Origin of the sequence: Streptomyces sp. NPDC014623 (assembly GCF_043088245.1) — a bacterium.
Lineage (GTDB): Bacteria > Actinomycetota > Actinomycetes > Streptomycetales > Streptomycetaceae > Streptomyces.
Window position 1 is genome coordinate 108,604 of the sequence record NZ_JBIBZU010000014.1, and the last position, 19,694, is coordinate 128,297.

At 71.3% G+C, this 19,694-nt stretch carries 9 protein-coding genes; 7 read left to right on the top strand and 2 right to left on the bottom strand.

The genetic code is table 11. The features are described from left to right. Positions 1 to 31: 31 nt before the first annotated feature. From ACF1FZ_RS22600 to ACF1FZ_RS22610, 3 genes are all read left to right on the top strand, one after another. A complete protein-coding gene (locus tag ACF1FZ_RS22600; RefSeq protein WP_391775198.1) occupies positions 32 to 1,834 on the top strand; it encodes an ABC transporter ATP-binding protein in 1,803 nt (600 codons plus the stop codon). Next, positions 1,831 to 3,702, top strand: a complete 1,872-nt coding sequence (locus ACF1FZ_RS22605) for an ABC transporter ATP-binding protein (protein WP_391775199.1) — start codon at positions 1,831 to 1,833, stop codon at positions 3,700 to 3,702. The genes ACF1FZ_RS22600 and ACF1FZ_RS22605 overlap by 4 nt, the downstream gene beginning before the upstream one ends. A gap of 420 nt (positions 3,703 to 4,122) precedes the next feature. Beyond that, positions 4,123 to 6,168 (top strand): M4 family metallopeptidase, encoded by a 2,046-nt coding sequence (locus ACF1FZ_RS22610; protein WP_391775200.1) that lies wholly within the window; start codon positions 4,123 to 4,125, stop codon positions 6,166 to 6,168. Positions 6,169 to 6,263: 95 nt separating this feature from the next. Here ACF1FZ_RS22610 and ACF1FZ_RS22615 read toward each other — a convergent pair whose 3' ends face one another. Both ACF1FZ_RS22615 and glgP read right to left on the bottom strand, forming a co-directional pair. Continuing rightward, complete coding sequence (locus tag ACF1FZ_RS22615) at positions 6,264 to 8,075, bottom strand: SpoIIE family protein phosphatase (RefSeq protein WP_391775201.1); 1,812 nt, start codon at positions 8,073 to 8,075, stop codon at positions 6,264 to 6,266. Between the two features lie 175 nt (positions 8,076 to 8,250). Continuing rightward, the gene (gene glgP, locus ACF1FZ_RS22620) at positions 8,251 to 10,923 is read right to left on the bottom strand and encodes an alpha-glucan family phosphorylase (RefSeq protein WP_391775202.1); all 2,673 of its coding nucleotides are present in this window, start codon (positions 10,921 to 10,923) and stop codon (positions 8,251 to 8,253) included. 707 nt (positions 10,924 to 11,630) lie between these two features. Here glgP and ACF1FZ_RS22625 point away from each other — a divergent pair. From ACF1FZ_RS22625 to glgB, 4 genes are all read left to right on the top strand, one after another. Beyond that, entirely contained in the window at positions 11,631 to 13,727 is a 2,097-nt protein-coding gene (locus ACF1FZ_RS22625) for an alpha-1,4-glucan--maltose-1-phosphate maltosyltransferase (RefSeq protein WP_391775203.1), read from the top strand. After that, the gene (gene treS, locus ACF1FZ_RS22630) at positions 13,724 to 15,430 is read left to right on the top strand and encodes a maltose alpha-D-glucosyltransferase (protein ID WP_391775204.1); all 1,707 of its coding nucleotides are present in this window, start codon (positions 13,724 to 13,726) and stop codon (positions 15,428 to 15,430) included. Before ACF1FZ_RS22625 ends, treS begins: the two co-directional genes overlap by 4 nt. 260 nt (positions 15,431 to 15,690) lie before the next feature. Next, positions 15,691 to 17,133, top strand: a complete 1,443-nt coding sequence (locus ACF1FZ_RS22635) for a maltokinase (protein WP_391775205.1) — start codon at positions 15,691 to 15,693, stop codon at positions 17,131 to 17,133. Between the two features lie 60 nt (positions 17,134 to 17,193). After that, complete coding sequence (glgB, locus tag ACF1FZ_RS22640; RefSeq protein WP_391775206.1) at positions 17,194 to 19,602, top strand: 1,4-alpha-glucan branching enzyme; 2,409 nt, start codon at positions 17,194 to 17,196, stop codon at positions 19,600 to 19,602. Positions 19,603 to 19,694: the final 92 nt, after the last annotated feature.

Sequence of the window (19,694 nt, forward strand, 5' to 3'; positions counted from 1 at the left end):
ACGTCAGTGGTGAACCATAGGCTCACTCCTGATGCCCGAAAAACCTGCAGAGCCCACGGACCGGTCCGCCGTGCGCTCCCTCCTGCGACTGTGGCCCTACGTCAGACCGGTGCGCGCGCGCTGGATCGGCGCCGCCCTCGTGGCGGTCCTCGCGTCCTGTCTCGCCCTGGTGATCCCGCTGGTCCTCAAGTGGATGGTGGACGGCCCCGTCGCGGACCGCGATCCGGGCGGGGTGTGGCTGGGCGCGCTCTGGCTGCTGCTGCTGGGTATCGCCGAGGCAGGGCTGTTCGGGCTCCGGCGGTGGCTCGTGGCCCGGCCGCTGGCCGGCGTGGAGGCGGCGATGCGCGCCGACCTCTACCGCCATCTGCAGCGGCTCCCGGTGTCGTTCCACGACCGCTGGCCCTCGGGCCAGCTGCTCTCGCGCGGGACCACCGACCTGATGCTGCTGCGGATGTTCCTGGCCTTCCCGCTGACGTTCCTGCTGGTCAACGGCACGACGATCCTGGTCGGTTTCGTCATTCTGTTCATCCAGGAGTGGTCGCTGGGGCTGGTGCTGCTCGCACCCGCCGTGCCCCTGATGATCCTGTGCTCGCTCTTCGAGACGAAGTACTCGCTGGTGGCGCGCAGGGCCCAGGACCAGGTCGGTGATCTGACGACGGTCGTCGAGGAGAGCGTGCTGGGCATCCGTATCGTCAAGGGCTTCGGCCGCAACCGCAGCCAGGCGCTGGCCTTCCGGGCGCTCGCCCAGCGGCTGCGCACCACGGAGCTGGGCAAGGCCCGGCTGCTGGCGGGGATCTGGGCGGTCATCACCGTCGTCCCGGAGCTGGCGATCGGTGCCGCGCTGGTGCTCGGCACGGTCCAGGTCGCGGACGGCGGTCTGTCGGCGGGCACGCTCGTGGCGTTCCTCTCGACGGCCCTGGCACTGCGCTGGCCGGTGGAGTCGATCGGCTTCCTGCTGGCGATGAGCCAGGAGTCGGCGACGGCCGCCGACCGTTTCTTCGAGGTCATGGACGTCACGGAGGAGCCGGAGCCCGGGGCGCGGGGGCGGGCGGCCGGGACGGGGGCCCGGGGCATCGTCTTCGAAGGGGTGGAGTTCCGCTACCCCGACGCCGACCCCGGTTCACCGCCCGTCCTGTCCCGGATCGATCTGCGGATCCGGCCCGGCGAGACGATGGCCCTGGTGGGCGCCACGGGTTCCGGGAAGACGACACTGACCGCTCTCGTCCCCCGGCTGCACGAGGCCACCGGCGGCCGGATCCTGCTCGACGGCGAGGACATCGCCGCCATGGGACGGCCCAGGCTGCGCGAACTGGTGTCCGTGGCCTTCGAGGAACCCACCCTCTTCTCGGCGACCGTCGGGGAGAACGTGCTCATGGGCGCGGAGGGAGCGAGCGAGGAGGAGCTCCGCCGGGCGCTGTCGGTCGCGCAGGCCGACTTCGTGTACGAGCTTCCGCAGGGCGTCGGCACACAGGTCGGCGAGCAGGGGCTGAGCCTCTCCGGCGGCCAGCGGCAGCGGCTCGCGCTGGCCCGGGCCGTCGTGGGCGGGCCGCGCTTCCTGGTGCTCGACGACCCGCTCTCCGCCCTGGACGTGCATACGGAGGCGCTGGTGGAGGCCGCGCTGCGGCGCGTGCTGGAGGGGACGACGGCCCTGGTCGTCGCCCACCGGCCGTCCACGGTGATGCTGGCGGACCGGGTGGCCCTGCTGTCCGGGGGCCGGATCAGCGCCGTGGGGACCCATCAGGAGCTCCTGCGCAGCAACACCGAGTACGCCTGGCTGATGTCCGGTGCCCAGGACGCCGGTGTTCCCGTCCCCGAGGAGGGCAGCACCCGATGACCAGTACGACTGCCGACGGGTCCGCACGCGCGGACGAGGACCTGCCCGGGGGGAAGACCGGTCCGGCGCAGGGGGGCGGGGACCCGTTCGACGCGGACGCCCTGCCCACGTCCCGGGGTGCCACCCGGGCGCTGCTGGCCTCCCTGCTCGCACCGATGCGGTCCCGGCTGACCGTGGTCTGTCTCCTGCTGGTCGTCCAGCAGGCCGCCGTGCAGGCGGGGCCGCTGCTGGTCGCGTACGCCATCGACAGCGGTGTCCCCGCCTTCCGGGACCACGACTACGGCCCTCTGGCCGCCGTGGGCATCGGCTACGCGGTGTGCTCGGTCGGTGCGGCGCTGCTCCAGTACGCCTTCGTCCGGGCGGCCGCGCGGATCAACCAGGACGTGCTGCTCGACCTGCGTGGCCGGATCTTCCGTCACTCGCAGGCGCTGAGCGTGGACTTCCACGAGCGCTACACCTCGGGCCGGCTGATCTCCCGCTCGACCACGGACGTGGAGTCCCTGCGCGAGCTGCTGAGCGAGGGTCTGCAGGAACTCATCGGTGTGGTGCTGTCGTTCGTCTCGATCTCCCTGATGCTGCTCTGGCTCGACCCCGGCATCGGTGTCATCGCTGTCGCCTCCTTCGCTCCCCTCTACGTGCTGGTGCGGTCCTACCGGCGGCGGGCGTCCAAGGCCTACTCGGCACGCTCCTCGGCGATCGCCGCGGTCATCGTGAAGTTCGCCGAGACGATGAACGGCATCCGTCCCGTGCAGGCGTTCCGCAGGGAGCGGGCCAATGACGAGGCGTTCGCGGTGTTCAACCACCGGCACGAGCGGAGGAACGGCGACGCGCTGCTGGAGATGGCCCGTTACGTCGTCGGTTCCCGGCTCGTCGCCAACACGGCGGTCGCCGCGATGGTCCTGTGGGGTGCCCACCGGGTGGCGTCGGGCACGCTGGCGCTCGGCGTGCTGGCCGCGGCGGTGCTGTACCTGCGACGGCTGTACGACCCGATCGACCGGCTCGCGATGTTCCTCAACTCCTACCAGTCGGCCGCCGCTTCGCTGGAGAAGATCGCGGGCCTGCTGGCGCAGACACCCACAGTGCCCGAGCCCGTGGCACCGAAGGCACTGCCCCCGCTCGCCGGTGAACACCCGGGGCGCGAGGTGGCGTTCGACGGAGTCAGGTTCGCGTACCGCACGGGCGGTGAGGTCCTGCCACGCTTCTGCCTGACGATCCCGGCGGGCCGGACCGTGGCCGTGGTCGGGTCGACGGGTGCGGGAAAGTCGACGCTGGCGAAGCTGCTGGCACGCTTCTACGACCCCACGGAGGGCCGGGTCCTGCTGGACGGCACCGATCTGCGTGACCTGGCGACACCCGAGCTGCGCAAGGGGGTGGTGATGGTGACCCAGGAGGCGTTCCTGTTCTCCGGCACGATCGCCGAGAACATCGCGATCGGCCGTCCGGAGGCGACGCCCGAGGAGATCGAGCAGGCGGCCAAGGCCATCGGGGCGCACGATTTCATCAGCGCCCTGCCCGACGGGTACGACACCGATGTCCGCAAGCGGGGCGGGCGGATCTCGGCGGGCCAGCGACAGCTCGTGGCGTTCGCCCGCGCCCTGCTCGCGGACCCCGCCGTGCTGATCCTCGACGAGGCCACGAGCTCGCTGGACGTCCCCGGCGAGCGGGCGGTGCAGCGGGCGATGGACACCGTGCTGCACGGGCGTACCGCGGTCGTGATCGCGCACCGTCTGTCGACGGTGGAGATCGCGGACCGTGTCCTGGTGATGGAGCACGGCCGGATCGTGGAGGACGGCACCCCGGCCGAACTCATCGGCGGCACGGGGCGGTTCGCAGGCCTGCACCGCGCATGGCGGGAGAGCCTGGCCTGACGGCGCCCGGCGGCGGGGCCGCTCGCCGCCCTCCGGCGGCGGGTTCCGGCAGGCGGACGGCGCTCCTCACCGTCCGGCTGCCGGAACCGGCCATACCTGTGCGCCGTCTCAGCACGTGGTCCCCGTCCGCTTACCCGCGCGGGTCCGGATGCCTGGAATACCGGTGGAAACCCCTCTCTGCCCTGCACCGTACGGCCGAAGGTGAGTTCGGCGGTGCCCTGCGCCACACGAATGACACACGGGGAAACGTCCGGTTAACGAACACGGTAATTCCGGCAACGGACGACTTCCGGCCAATGTAATGACGCGGTCCTGACACGCACATGTTCCGGCTGGCACTCTTCCCCCGTTCCGCGCACCGCCTGCTCTGCCCGGTCGCTCACCCAGTCGGCCGTCGCCCCCCTTGCAGAAGGAGTCCGCGTGAGACCCACGCCCAGCCGTCGTACCACCGCGACCGGCGCTCTGATAGCCGCAGCCGCTCTTCTCGCCGTCGGAATGCAGGGCGGTGCCGCAACGGCCGCCCCCGAAAGCGCCACCGCGGCCCCGGCCGCAGCGGTGAAGGGCGCCGACCCCGGCGCGCTCCCCGCGAAGCTCTCCCCCGCCCAGCGTGCCGAGCTGCTCCGGGAGGCCAACTCCACCAAGGCGGCCACCGCCCGGGAACTCGGGCTCGGCGCCACGGAGAAGCTCGTGGTCCGTGATGTCGTCAAGGACGTCGACGGCACCACCCACACCCGCTACGAGCGCACCCTCGGTGGTCTTCCCGTGCTCGGCGGCGACCTGGTCGTGGCCGAGTCGGAGGCCGGGGCCACCGAGAGCGTCACCAAGGCGTCCAGGGCGACCGGGGCGCAGCTGAAGGCGGTCGGCACCACCGCGGACGTCACGCCGGCCGCGGCCGAGAAGCAGGCCCTCACCGCGGCCCGGGCCGACGGCTCGAAGAGCACCGAGGCGAGCAGCGCCCCGCGCAAGGTCGTCTGGGCGGCGAGCGGGACCCCGCAGCTCGCGTACGAGACCGTGGTCGGCGGCCTCCAGCACGACGGCACCCCGAACGAGCTGCACGTCGTCACGGACGCCTCCTCCGGCGCCAAGCTCTACGAGTGGCAGGCCGTCGAGAACGGCACCGGCAACACGCAGTACAGCGGCCAGGTGACGCTGGGCACCTCCGGTTCCTCGGGCTCGTACAACCTGACGGACAGCGCGCGGGGCAACCACAGGACGTACAACCTGAACCGCGGTACGTCCGGCACCGGGACCCTGTTCTCCGGCCCGGACGACGTCTGGGGCAACGGCAGCGCGTCGAACACCGAGACCGCCGCCGCCGACGCGCACTACGGGGCCGCGGAGACCTGGGACTTCTACAAGAACGTCATGGGCCGCAGCGGCATCAGGGGTGACGGCGTCGGCGCGTACTCCCGCGTCCACTACGGCAACAACTACGTCAACGCCTTCTGGTCGGACAGCTGCTTCTGCATGACCTACGGCGACGGCAGCGGCAACGCCAAACCGCTGACCTCCCTGGACGTGGCGGCTCACGAGATGACGCACGGCGTCACCTCCAACACCGCCGGCCTCAACTACAGCGGCGAGTCCGGCGGCCTCAACGAGGCGACCTCGGACATCTTCGCGGCGGGCGTGGAGTTCTACTCCAACACCTCGACGGACCCGGGTGACTACCTCGTCGGCGAGAAGATCGACATCAACGGCGACGGCACCCCGCTGCGCTACATGGACAAGCCGAGCAAGGACGGGGCGTCCAAGGACTACTGGTACTCGGGTCTCGGCTCGGTCGACGTCCACTACTCCTCGGGGCCGGCGAACCACTGGTTCTACCTGCTCTCCGAGGGCAGCGGGGCCAAGACCGTCAACGGGGTGTCCTACAACTCCCCGACGTCCGACGGCCTTCCCGTGACCGGAATCGGCCGGGACAAGGCGCTGCAGATCTGGTTCAAGGCGCTCACCACGAAGTTCACCTCCACCACGAACTACGCCGCGGCCCGCACCGGCACCCTCGCCGTCGCCGGTGAGCTGTACGGCACGACGAGCACCGAGTACGCCGCGGTGGCCCATGCCTGGGCGGGTATCGCCGTGGGCTCGCGCCCCGGCGGCACCGACCCCGACCCGGGCGGCAAGGTCTTCCAGAACACGACCGTGAAGGCTCTCGCCGACCGCAGCACCACCAACATCCCGGTCGTCGTCAGCGGCGTCACCGGCAACGCGCCCAACAACCTGTCGGCGGCTGTCAACATCAGCCACACCTACCGCGGTGACCTCGTCCTCGACCTGGTCGCTCCGGACGGGACGGCATACCGCCTGAAGAACTCCTCGTCGAGCGACTCCGCGGACAACGTGGTGGCGACCTACACGGTCAACGCCTCCTCCGAGGTGGCCAACGGCACGTGGAACCTGAGGATCCAGGACGCCTACTCGGGCGACACCGGCACCTTCAACAGCGTCAAGCTGACCTTCTGAGCACCGTACGGGAACGCTGAGCAGGCGTCGCACGGGACATCTGCCGGTCAGTGGGAAGGCCCCGGGGAGCGTGCTCCCCGGGGCCTTCCGCCTCGTCAGCGGGGGGAGCCGGCGTCCCGGCCGGGAACGTTCTGCTCGGCCCAGACGATCTTGCCGGTCTCCGTGCGGCACGAACCCCACCTGCGGCACAGCAGGTTGATGAGCTGGAGCCCCCGGCCGCCCTCGTCACTGGCGCCGACGTGCTGGATCTGCGGCAGGTCGGGCCCGGTGTCGGCGAGCTCCACCTGGAGCCGCTCGTCGCACAGCAGCCGGAGCCGGCCGGGGCCTCCGCCGTAACGCAGGGCGTTGCCCACCAGTTCACTGACCACCAGCTCCGTCACGTCGGCCAGTTCGGCCAGGTCCCAGAGCGCGAGCTGCTCGGTGACCAGCTTGCGTGCGGTGGAGGCGGGGTTGCCGTCCGTGGGCAGGTCCCACTCCCGCAACCGCACCCGGGGGGAAAGCTCGTGGCCCCCCGCGACCAGCAGCACCGCTTCGTCGAACCGGCCGTCGTCCGCCCGTGGGGAGGCGAGCGGACCACCGGCGTCGAGCTGTTCGGGCGCCATCGCGGCCACGGACGCGCGCAGCCCTTCCAGCTGGACGTCCACGTCGTCGGTGCGTGTCTTGATCAGGCCGTCCGTGTAGAGGACGAGCCGTCCGCCCACCGGGCCACGCACCCGCAGCGGGTCGTAGGGGATGACCCCCGCGCCCAGCGGCGCCCCGGCCGGCACGTCGAGGTAGCGGGCGGTACCGCCCGCGTCCACCAGCAGGGGCGGCGGATGGCCGGCGCTGGCGATCGTGTAGCTGGAGTCCGCCGGGTCGTAGACCGCGCACAGACAGGTGGCGACCTGGTCGTCCTCCAGGTCGCGGGTGGCCAGGTCGAGCCGGGCGAGCAGCCGGTCGGGGGCGATGTCCAGCATCATGAGCGTACGGGCGACGGCCCGCAGCCGGCCCATCGTGGCGGCCGCGGGCAGCCCGTGGCCGGTGACGTCGCCGACGACCAGGGCCGTACGCCCGCTGGGGAGCGCCACCACGTCGTACCAGTCACCGCCCACCCCGTGCGCGTCGACGGCCGGCGCGTAGTGGGCGTGGACCCGCAGGCCGGGGGTGTGCGGTGTGGCACGCGGGAGCAGGGAGCGCTGGAGCGAGACGACGTGCTCACGCTCGCGCCCGTAGAGCCGGGCATTGTCCATGAACACTGCTGCCATGGAAGCGAGTTGGATCGCCAGACCCAGGTCGGCACGGTTGAAGGGAGGGCTGTCGCCGGCGCGTACGAAGTCGGCGGAGCCCAGCAGGACACCACGGGCGATCAGCGGTACGGCCATGTAGCTGTGGACGCCCTGGCGGCGCATCGCCACCGCCGCGCTCGGTGTCGGCGCGACGCGTTCGTAGTCCTCCAGAAGCATGCGGCTGACCAGCACGGACCGGCCGTTGCGCAGGCACTCGGTGGTCAGCAGCGTCTCCCGGCGCTCCCGGTGGTCGACCACCTCACCCACCGGGGAGGGTTCGAGTCCCTCCAGCGCTTCGATGGCCCGCACCGCCATGGCACGGGTGACGGGCACCGCCGCGCCCGTGACGCGTTCGCCCTCCTCACCGCGCAGCACGGACTCCAGCAGATCGACGGCAGCGCCGTCGGCCAGCCGCGGGACAATGAATCCGGCCAGCTCCTGGGCCGTCCGCTCCAGGTCCAGCGTCGTGCCGATCCGGGTGCCCGCCTCGCTGAGCCAGCGCATCCGGGCCTCGGGGGTGAAGCGGTCACCCCGCGGCGGGCCGGCGGGGACCGGCCGGCGGATGTGCAGCTGCCGGGAGGTGCCGTTCTGCGTGGCCAGCCGGCGGGTCAGACGTCTCGCTCGGCCTCCGCCCCCGTTCACCGTGCTGACCTCCACTCGCGCCCTGTGGGGCGCCTCGCTGTCACACCGGTGGCTACGGGCCACCTCGGCAGGGCTGTCATGTTAGCGAGGCTCCGGCGAAAACACCCCTGCCCGTCTCCGGCGGCCGGACGGAGACGGGAGCGGGCCCGGCGCAGCGCCGCGCCGTGTGCGGGGGTCAGCGCAGGAGCATCCCGCCGCCGTCTCCCGTGGACCCGTTCGGCACCGCGACCAGGCCGAGTTCCGCACCGGAGGCGAGCAGCGGGTGCGAGGGCAGGACACGCACGGTGTAGCCGTAGGGGCCCGTACGGTCCAGGGCGAGCGGGCCCTCGTAGAGCCAGCGGTCCTCCAGGTCGTGACCGCCGGCCGGCTTCAGCGGAAACGTCCGGGCCTCCGCGATCGCGTCACCGGAGTCGACCCGCCCGGCGACCACCTGCACCTCCACGTCCTCCGGGTCGAGGCCGCCCAGGGTGATCCGGACCCGCAGCGCCAGAGTGGACCCCAGCTCGGCGGAACCGCCGACGACCGTGTCGGCAGAGGCCTCCACGTGGTCGACCGCCACCTTCGGCCAGGCCGCACGGATCCTGGTCTTCCAGGAGGCGAGCTCACGGGCGGCCGCGGGATCCAGCGCCCTGCGGGACAGCGCGGCGGGGGCGTAGAGCCTTTCGACGTACTCACGCACCATGCGGCCCGCGAGGACCCTGGGGCCCAGGGTGGCCAGGGTGCGGCGGACCATCTCGATCCACCGCTCGGGCAGGCCGTCGGCGTTGCGGTCGTAGAAGCGGGGGGCCACCCGGTCCTCGATCAGTGCGTAGAGGGCGCCCGCCTCCAGCTCGTCGCGCCGTTCCTCGTCGGTGGCCGAGCCGTCGGCGGTGGGGATCGCCCAGCCGAAGTCGGGCTCGAACCACTCGTCCCACCAGCCGTCACGCACGGAGAGGTTGAGGCAGCCGTTGAGCGCCGCCTTCATGCCACTGGTCCCGCAGGCCTCCAGGGGACGCAGCGGGTTGTTGAGCCAGACGTCGCAGCCCGGGTAGAGCTTCTGCGCCATCCCCATGCCGTAGTCCGGCAGGAAGACGATGCGGTGGCGCACCCGGGGGTCGTCCGCGAAGCGCACCAGTTCCTGGATCAGCCGCTTGCCGCCGTCGTCGGCGGGGTGGGCCTTGCCGGCGACGACGATCTGGATCGGGTGCACCGGGTGGAGCAGCAGCTCCCGCAGCCGGTCGCGGTCGTGCAGCATGAGCGTGAGGCGCTTGTACGAGGGCACGCGGCGGGCGAAGCCGATGGTCAGCACGTCCGGGTCGAGCACACCGTCGGTCCAGCCCAGTTCGGCGGTGCCCGCGCCGCGCCTGCGCCAGGAGGCGTAGAGCCGTCTGCGCACCTCGGTGACGAGCTGTTCGCGCAGACCCCGGCGCAGCTCCCAGATCTCCCGGTCGGAGACGGCGGTCACGGCGTCCCAGCGCCCGGGGGTGCCCGCGGTCCCGTCGTCGGCGCCGGTCTCCCGGCCGGCTCCGGCGAGGGCGTCCCCGGTGTGTTCGGAGCCGAAGGCACGGGCGCCGAGCCGGAGGACCTCGGGTGCGACCCAGGTCGGGGCGTGCACCCCGTTGGTCACCGAGGTGATCGGCACCTCAAAAGGGTCGAATCCCGGCCACAGCCCGGAGAACATCTCCCGGCTGACGGCTCCGTGCAGGGTGGAGACCCCGTTGGCGCGCTGGGCGAGCCGCAGCCCCATCACCGCCATGTTGAAGAGGTCGGGCGCGCCGCCGGGGTAGGTCTCCGTCCCGAGGCGCAGGATCCGGTCCACGCCGACCCCGGGCAGCTCGCCGTCGTCACCGAAATGGCGGGCCACGAGCTGGCGTTCGAACCGGTCTATGCCGGCGGGCACCGGGGTGTGCGTGGTGAAGACCGTGCCGGCCCTGACGACCTCCAGGGCGGCGTCGAAGTCCAGGCCCTTCTCGGAGAGCTCCCGGATGCGCTCGAGGCCGAGGAATCCGGCGTGTCCCTCGTTGGTGTGGAACACCTCGGGGGCCGCGTGGCCGGTCAGCCGGCAGTAGGTGCGCACGGCGCGCACACCGCCGATGCCGAGCAGCATCTCCTGCAGCAGCCGGTGGTCGCTGCCGCCACCGTAGAGCCGGTCGGTGACGTCACGCTCGCCCGGTGCGTTCTCCTCGACGCCGGAGTCGAGGAGCAGCAGGGGGACGCGCCCGACCTGGGCCTGCCAGACGGAGGCGTACAGCGAGCGGCCGCCGGGGAGGGCGAGCACCACCTTGCTGGGGGTGCCGTCGGGCTCCCGCAGGAGGGTGAGCGGCAGCTCGTTGGGGTCCAGGACGGGGTAGTGCTCCTGCTGCCAGCCGTCGCGGGACAGGCTCTGGCGGAAGTAGCCGTGCCGGTAGAGCAGGCCGACCCCGATGAGCGGCACGCCGAGGTCGCTGGCCGCCTTCAGGTGGTCACCTGCCAGGATGCCCAGCCCGCCCGAGTACTGGGGCAGGGCGGCGGTGACCCCGAACTCGGGTGAGAAGTAGGCGAGGGCGGCGGGGAGCTCCACCCCCTGGGAGAGCTGGTTCTGGTACCACCTCGGGCCGCCGAGGTACTCCCGGAGGTCCTCGGACACCTCGGTGAGCCGGTCCATGAAGTGCTGGTCCCCGGCCAGCTCGGTGAGGCGTGCCGCGGAGACGGCACCGAGCAGACGCACGGGGTCGGCGTCCGCGGGACGCCAGCCCTCCGGGTCGATTGCCTCGAAGAGCTGCCGGGTCTCGGTGTGCCAGGACCAGCGCAGGTTGCGGGCGAGGTCACTGAGCGGTCGCAGGGGTTCGGGGAGGACAGGGCGCACGGTGAATCGACGAATGGCCTTCACGAATCCCACCTTTACAGGGGACGTACCGATCCGAGGGGACGCACGACGGTGGGCGCCCGCTCCGTCACCCTCGACGGTAGTGGTGTGCCGCCGTACGCGGCCACGGCGCGCGGCCGGCCCGGCGCGCCCGGCCCGGCGCGGTCCGCCCGTCCCCTCCCCGGCCCCGCACCGAATGCGCCCTCCCTCCGCCGGCTCCTGGACCACGTCGTTCACCACGGCCTCACCCGTACGGCCGCCCCCTGTCGCCCCATGGGCCAGATGCGTCAGTTACGCATCTGTCCGTCACGGGCGATATGGCTGATTTCCCCTCCTCACGCGGACTTGTGACACCCCGCACCACGGGGAAGGCTTCGGGGGTGCCCGCGTGACGGCCGGGGGACCGGCGCGCGGCCCAGAGCGCGTGCACCGGTTGCACCGAGGAGTTCGCACACCGCCGGGTCGGCCGCCCGAAGCGGTGGGAAGGCTTCCCCGGCAGCACCCCCGCGCTGCACGTCCCAGGTGTCCCGGTCCGAGCACGAACCACCCGCGCACCTGCCATTCGACTGCCATTGGAGTGAACGCGGACAGGAGCGGCCATGCCCACAGCCCGCCAGCGGACGACCGAGCAGCTACAAAGGACACAATCCCACCATCGCGGCGCGCGCGGTCAGCCCTTCACCCCCACGTCCCACGCCGTGCATGCCGAGCTCCGACCCCCAGGTGATCCCATGATCGGTCGCATCCCCGTCCTGGACGTCCGTCCGCTCGTCGACTGCGGCAGACGCCCCGCCAAAGCCGTCGCCGGCGAGACCTTCGAGGTCAGCGCCACCGTGTTCCGCGAAGGCCACGACGCGGTGGCCGCCAACGTCGTCCTGTGCGACCCGAACGGACGGCCGGGTCCCTGGACGCCGATGCGCGAACTCGCTCCGGGCACGGACCGGTGGGGCGCCGACGTCACCCCGGAGTCGGAGGGGCGCTGGACGTACACCGTCGAGGCGTGGAGCGATCCGGTCACCACCTGGCGCGCACACGCACGGATCAAGATCCCGGCGGACATCGACACCGAACTGGTCTTCGAGGAGGGCGCCGAGCTGTACGCCCGCGCCGCCGGGGGCGTGCCCAAGAAGGACGGGCGTGAAGCCGTACTCGCCGCCGTCGACGCCCTGCGCGACACGAGCCGCCCGGCGGCCTCCCGGCTCGCGGCCGCGCTGGCCGCCGAGGTGGACGAGGCGCTCGGCCGCCACCCCCTGCGCGAACTGGTGACCGCGTCCCGGCCGCTGCCGCTCACCGTCGAGCGCCGGCGTGCCCTGTACGGCTCCTGGTACGAGCTGTTCCCGCGCTCCGAGGGCGCGCGGCCTGAGCCGGTGGCACCCCCGGAGCCGGCCCGGAAGCCGCGGGCCGCGAAGGCCTCGAAGACCACCGTCGCGACGCGGAAGAAGGCCCCCGCGGCCGCGGTGGAGCTCCCGGCGCCCGCCCCCAGGATGATCAGCGGCACCTTCCGGACCGCCGCCGAGCGGCTTCCCGCCGTCGCCGCGATGGGGTTCGACGTCGTCTACCTCCCGCCGGTCCACCCCATCGGCACCACCCACCGCAAGGGCCCCGACAACAGCCTCTCCCCCGGGGCCGGGGACCCGGGTGTGCCCTGGGCTGTCGGTTCGGCCGAGGGCGGCCACGACGCCGTCCACCCTGATCTCGGCACGCTGGAGGACTTCGACCACTTCGTCGCGACGGCCCGGACGCTGCGGATGGAGATCGCGCTGGACTTCGCCCTCCAGTGCTCCCCCGACCACCCCTGGGTGACGGAACACCCGGAGTGGTTCCGCCACCGCCCGGACGGAAGCATCGCCTACGCCGAGAACCCGCCCAAGAAGTACCAGGACATCTACCCGATCGCGTTCGACGAGGACCTGCCCGGGATCGTCACGGAGACCGTGCGCATCCTGCGGTTCTGGATGGAACACGGCGTACGGATCTTCCGTGTCGACAACCCGCACACCAAGCCGGTGGTCTTCTGGGAGAAGGTGATCGCCGACATCAACCGCACCGACCCGGACGTGATCTTCCTGGCGGAGGCCTTCACCCGCCCCGCGATGATGCGGACGCTGGCCTCGGTCGGCTTCCAGCAGTCGTACACGTACTTCACCTGGCGTAACACGAAGCAGGAACTCACCGAGTACGTCACCGAGCTTTCGGGCGAGAGTGCCTCGTACATGCGGCCCAACTTCTTCGTGAACACGCCCGACATCCTTCCCGGGTACCTCCAGGAGGGCGGCCGCCCCGCCTTCGAGGCCCGGGCCGTGCTGGCCGCGACACTCTCCCCCTCCTGGGGCGTGTACGCGGGCTTCGAGCTGTGCGAGAACACCCCGGTGCATCCCGGGAGCGAGGAGTACCGGAATTCCGAGAAGTACCAACTCAGGCCCAGGGACTGGGAATCGGCGGAACGTGAGGGCCGCTCGCTCGCACCCCTGATCACCTCCCTCAACCGGATCCGACGTCGCCATCCGGCGCTCCAGCAACTGCGCGACGTCCACTTCCACCCGGTCGACAACGAGGCGCTGATCGCATACAGCAAGCGCTCCGGCCCGGACTTCGTTCTGGTGGTCGTCAACCTCGACCCTCACCACACCCAGGAGGCCACGGTCTCGTTGGACATGCCGCGTCTCGGCCTCGAACGGCACGAGAGCGTGCCGGTGCGCGACGAGCTCACCGGCGCCACCTATCACTGGGGCAGGTCCTTCTATGTGCGTCTGGAGCCGGGCGTGACACCCGCGCACATCGCGGTCCTGCGACCGTCCCCGCCGACCGGAGGGTCACCCACACCATGATCGTCAATGAGCCCGTCCACGACCTGTTCGAGGACACTCCCGCCAAGGACCGCGATCCCGACTGGTTCAAGCGCGCCGTCTTCTACGAGGTACTCGTGCGGTCCTTCCAGGACTCGAACGGGGACGGCGTCGGTGACCTCAAAGGCCTCACCGCCAAGCTGGACTACCTGCAGTGGCTGGGCGTCGACTGCCTGTGGCTGCCGCCGTTCTTCAAGTCCCCTCTGCGCGACGGTGGTTACGACGTATCGGATTACACCGCCGTGCTCCCGGAGTTCGGCGACCTCGCCGACTTCGTGGAGTTCGTCGACGCCGCGCACCAGCGCGGCATGCGCGTGATCATCGACTTCGTCATGAACCACACGAGCGACCAGCACGACTGGTTCCAGCAGTCCCGCACGGACCCGGACGGCCCGTACGGCGACTACTACGTCTGGGCGGACGACGACAAGCAGTTCCCGGACGCGCGGATCATCTTCGTCGACACGGAAACGTCCAACTGGACCTTCGACCCGGTCCGCAAGCAGTACTACTGGCACCGGTTCTTCTCGCACCAGCCCGATCTCAACTACGAGAACCCGGCGGTGCAGGAGGAGATCGTCTCGGCGCTGCGCTTCTGGCTGGACCTCGGCATCGACGGCTTCCGTGTGGACGCCGTGCCCTACCTGTACCAGCGCGAGGGCACCAACTGCGAGAACCTCCCCGAGACCCACGACTTCCTCAAACGGGTCCGCAAGGAGATCGACGCCAACTACCCGGACACCGTGCTGCTGGCCGAGGCCAACCAGTGGCCGGAGGACGTCGTCGACTACTTCGGCGACTTCCCGTCCGGCGGCGACGAGTGCCACATGGCGTTCCACTTCCCGGTGATGCCCCGGATCTTCATGGCCGTGCGCCGCGAGAGCCGCTACCCGGTCTCGGAAATCCTGGCGAAGACCCCGGCGATCCCCTCGGGCTGCCAGTGGGGCATCTTCCTGCGCAACCACGACGAGCTCACGCTCGAAATGGTCACGGACGAAGAGCGCGACTACATGTACGCCGAGTACGCCAAGGATCCGCGGATGCGGGCCAACATCGGTATCCGCCGGCGTCTCGCGCCGCTCCTGGACAACGACCGCAACCAGATCGAGCTGTTCACGGCGCTGCTGCTGTCCCTGCCCGGCTCCCCGATCCTCTACTACGGGGACGAGATCGGGATGGGCGACAACATCTGGCTGGGCGACCGTGACGCCGTACGCACCCCGATGCAGTGGACTCCCGACCGCAACGCCGGCTTCTCCTCCAGCGATCCGGGACGGCTCTACCTCCCCACGATCATGGACCCGGTCTACGGCTACCAGGTCACCAACGTCGAGGCGTCCATGGCCTCGCCGTCGTCACTGCTGCACTGGACGCGGCGGATGATCGAGATCCGCAAGCAGAATCCGGCGTTCGGACTCGGGTCGTACAGCGAGCTGCCGTCCTCGAACCCCGCGGTGATCGCGTTCACCCGTGAGTACAAGGACGACCTCGTGCTGTGCGTCCACAACTTCTCGCGGTTCGCGCAGCCGACGGAGCTCGATCTTCGCGCCTTCAACGGACGCCATCCGGTGGAGCTGATCGGCGGGGTGCGCTTCCCCGCCGTCGGCCAATGGCCCTACCTGCTGACACTGGCGGGGCACGGTTTCTACTGGTTCCGGCTGCGGAAGGACGCTCCGCTCGGCTGACCGCCGGTGACAGCCGGCTGACGGCGCCTCACCTCCGGGGGCCACCCGCGGGGCGGTTTCCACCGCCCCGCACGGGGCACTCTCCCCCATATCGAGCATTTCCTGTCTCTTCCGGGCCTTTACGGCTCATTGATCGAGCACCGATCGAGCCCATACGGACTTTTCCTCACCCGACACGTCCCGCACAGCCGGACAGCCATTGCCGCAATCCGGGACACTCTTCGCATCCTGTGGTGTGCCCGGGGAAAGGACGCGATGCCATGTCGGAGGCTGCATCCACTCGAGTCGCCCTGGCGAAGAGCACAACATCGAGAAAGACGGCAAGAAGACATACGACGAGCTCCACGGGGCCCACGGCGCTGCTGCCGTCGCTCGCCCCGCTGCTCCACGCATGGGTGCCCCGTCAACGCTGGTTCGCGGGCAAGGGGCAGCCCGTCACCGGTTTCTCCCTCGTCGCCGCCACCGAGGTACTGCCCCTGGACACCGCGGGCACGGGCCCCGGACTGCTGCATCTGCTCGTCCGGGTCCACCAGTCGGGCGGCCGCTCCCCGCACCCCCCGGGGGACTGCTACCAGCTCCTGCTCGGCATCCGCACCACACTGCCCCCGCTGCCGGCCGGTGCGATGATCGGCCAGGTCACGGAAGGTCCGCTGGCCGGCCGCACCCTCTACGAAGGGCTGCACGATCCCCGCGTCGCCGACCTCCTGCTGGAACGATTCCGTGATCCCGGTTCCCTCGGCCCGCTCCGCTTCGAGAGGGCCGGGCCCATCCCGCCGGGGCTCACCCCTCGCTTCCTGGACACCGAGCAGTCCAACTCCTCGCTCGTCTACGGGGACACCCTCATCCTGAAGATCTTCCGCCGGGTCTTCCCGGGGACCAACCCGGATCTCGAGCTGCCGCTCGCGCTCGGCCGCGAGGGCTGCGGACGGGTGCCCGCCCCGGTGGCCTGGTTCGAGGCGACGACGAGCCCGGAGCCGCTCACGCTCGGCGTGCTGCAGCCCTTCCTGCGCGGGGCTCAGGACGGCTGGCAGCTCGCGCTCGCCGCCCTGGCCGCCGGGCGGGACTTCCTGCCCGAGGCACACGCGCTCGGCCGCGCCACCGCGGAGGTGCACACGGCGCTCGCCGCCGCACTGCCGACGCCTCCCCTGGCCCACGACCGGACCAGACACCTGGTGGCCGGGATGGTGGAGCGTCTGGAGGCCGCCGCCCAGGCGGTACCGGCACTCGTCCCGTACGTACCGGGGCTGCGCACCGCCTTCGACGCCGTCGCGGAGCTCGGCGGCACGGGGCGCGGCTGGGCGGCACAGCGGGTCCACGGTGATCTGCACCTCGGACAGACCCTGCGGGCGGAGGACGGCTTCTGGTCGCTGATCGACTTCGAGGGCGAGCCGGCCAAGCCCCTGCCCGAGCGGCGCAGTCCGCAGCCGACGGTGCGCGATGTCGCGGGGATGCTCCGCTCCTTCGACTACGCGGCCCGCTCGCACCACCCGTGGAACCCCGGATGGGCGGCCCGCTGCCGCACCGCCTACTGCGAGGGCTACGCCCGCGCGGCGGGCTCCGATCCACGTGCCGAACCGGAGTTGTTGCGCGCCCACGAGACCGACAAGGCGGTGTACGAGGTGCTGTACGAGGCCCGGCACCGCCCCGACTGGCTGCCGGTCCCCATGGCCGCCATCCAGCGCCTGGCCTCCGCACCCTCATGAGCCCCATCACCCCCGCACCCGTCCTTCGACCCCTTCGAGCCTTCCGAGGAGGCAGTCCCTGTGACCGCCCGCAAGCCGTCCCGCAAGACGTCCGAGCCCATCGAGGTCCCGCCCACGGCGAAGCCGGTGACCGCCGAGGTCACGGCGGCCGCCCCGGCCGAGCCCTCCGCTGCCGCCCCGGCGGCCGAACCCTCCGCACCACCCCCGGCCAAGCGCACCCGGGCCAGGCGGGCGGCCTCGGCCACCGGTACCCCGCCCCGCCCGCGCCGGGGCGGGGGCAGCAGGAGCGTGCTGCCCGCCCCCGCCTTGGAGGACGCGGACCGGGGGCGGCTGCTCGCCGGTGAGCACCACGATCCGCACGGTGTCCTGGGCGCGCATCCGGCCTCGGGCGGAGTCCTCTTCCGTGCGCTGCGCCCCTTCGCGCGCTCGGTGACCGTGCTGGCCGGGGGCAGGCGGGCCGAACTGCAGAGCGACGGTGACGGCTTCTTCTCGGGCGTCCTGCCGTTGCCCGCGGTGCCCGAGGACAGGTACCGCCTGCAGATCGCCTACGCCGACAACACGATCGAGGTGGACGACCCGTACCGCTTCCTGCCCGCCGTCGGCGAGCTCGATCTGCACCTGATCGGTGAGGGCCGCCACGAGGAGCTCTGGAAAGCGCTCGGGGCGCAGCCGATGGAACACCAGGGCGTGGCCGGCACCCGCTTCACGGTCTGGGCGCCGAACGCGCGCGGGGTCCGCGTCACGGGCGACTTCAACTACTGGGACGGCACCGCCTTCCCGATGCGTTCGCTCGGCTCCACCGGCGTCTGGGAACTGTTCCTCCCCGGCGTCGGCGAGGGCGCCGTCTACAAGTACGACATCTGCCGGCCCGACGGGTCGCACACCCAGCGGGCCGACCCGATGGCCCGCCACACCGAGGTACCGCCCGCCACCGCCTCGGTGGTCGCGGTCTCGCACCACGAGTGGCAGGACGCCGACTGGATGGCGCACCGGGGCGACCGCCCGGTCCACGAATCGCCGTTCTCCGTCTACGAGGTCCACCTGCCCTCCTGGCGGCCGGGCCTCACCTACCGCCAGCTGGCCGCCCAGCTCCCGCCCTATGTACAGGAACTCGGTTTCACACACGTGGAGTTGATGCCGGTCTCGGAGCATCCGTTCGGCGGTTCCTGGGGCTATCAGGTCACCGGTTTCTTCGCTCCGACCTCCCGCATGGGCACGCCGGACGACTTCCGCTTCCTGGTCGACGCGCTGCACGCGGCGGGCATCGGCGTCCTCATGGACTGGGTGCCGGCGCACTTCCCCCGCGACGACTGGGCGCTCGCGGAGTTCGACGGCCGCCCGCTGTACGAGCACTCGGACCCGAACCGGGCCGCGCACCCGGACTGGGGCACCCTGGAGTTCGACTACGGTCGCAAGGAGGTGCGTAACTTCCTCGTCTCCAACGCCACTTACTGGTGCGAGGAGTTCCACATCGACGGCCTGCGGGTCGACGCGGTCGCCTCCATGCTCTACCTCGACTACTCGCGCGAGGACGGTCAGTGGTCGCCGAACGAATTCGGTGGCCGGGAGAACCTGGACGCGGTCTCCTTCCTCCAGGAGATGAACGCCACGGTCTACCGGCGCAATCCCGGCGTCGTCACGATGGCCGAGGAGTCCACCGCCTGGGACGGCGTCACCCGCGCCACGGACCACGGCGGCCTGGGTTTCGGCCTGAAGTGGAACATGGGGTGGATGCACGACTCCCTGGTCTACATGTCCAAGGAGCCCGTCCACCGCAAGTACCACCACAACGAGATGACGTTCTCGATGGTGTACGCGTACAGCGAGAACTACGTGCTGCCGATCTCGCACGACGAGGTGGTGCACGGCAAGCAGGCCCTGGTCAGCAAGATGCCCGGTGACTGGTGGCAGCGGCGGGCCGACCACCGCGCGTACCTCGGCTACATGTGGGCCCACCCGGGTAAGCAACTCCTGTTCATGGGGCAGGAGTTCGCCCAGGGCGCCGAGTGGTCCGAGGGCCACGGCCCGGACTGGTGGCTGCTCGACGAGACGTACGAGGCCTCCGGTGACCACCGCGGCGTACGGAACCTGGTCACGGACCTCAACGCGGTGTACACCGCGCTGCCCGCGCTCTGGCAGCGCGACACGTCCCCCGAGGGCTTCAGCTGGATCGACGGCGGCGCCGCGGAGGACAACGCGTTCGCGTTCGTGCGGTACGACGCGGACGGCTCCCCGCTGATCGCCGTCTCGCACTTCTCACCGGTGGTGCGGAACGACTACCGCATCGGCGTACCGGACGGCCCCGAGGCCTGGGTGGAGGTCATCAACACGGACGCCGCCCGTTACGGCGGCAGCGACGTGCGCAACACGGAGCCGCTGAAGCCGGAGGCCGTACCGGCGCACGGCAGGGACGCCAGCATCACGCTGACGCTCCCGCCGCTGGCGACGGTCTGGCTGCGGCCGGCCTGACGGCGGGGCAGGGGCGGTGCACCCGGGCCCCGGGTGCACCGCTCCTGAGTCGCCCCGGCCACCGGTCGGCGAACAGCTGACTGAGGTCACGC

What these genes read in the sequence shown, in the direction of transcription:
- ACF1FZ_RS22600 (WP_391775198.1), top strand. Translation starts at nt 32, where the DNA reads ATGCCCGAAAAACCTGCAGAGCCCACGGACCGGTCCGCCGTGCGCTCC.
- ACF1FZ_RS22605 (WP_391775199.1), top strand. Translation starts at nt 1,831, where the DNA reads ATGACCAGTACGACTGCCGACGGGTCCGCACGCGCGGACGAGGACCTG.
- ACF1FZ_RS22625 (WP_391775203.1), top strand. Translation starts at nt 11,631, where the DNA reads ATGATCGGTCGCATCCCCGTCCTGGACGTCCGTCCGCTCGTCGACTGC.
- treS (WP_391775204.1), top strand. Translation starts at nt 13,724, where the DNA reads ATGATCGTCAATGAGCCCGTCCACGACCTGTTCGAGGACACTCCCGCC.
- ACF1FZ_RS22635 (WP_391775205.1), top strand. Translation starts at nt 15,691, where the DNA reads ATGTCGGAGGCTGCATCCACTCGAGTCGCCCTGGCGAAGAGCACAACA.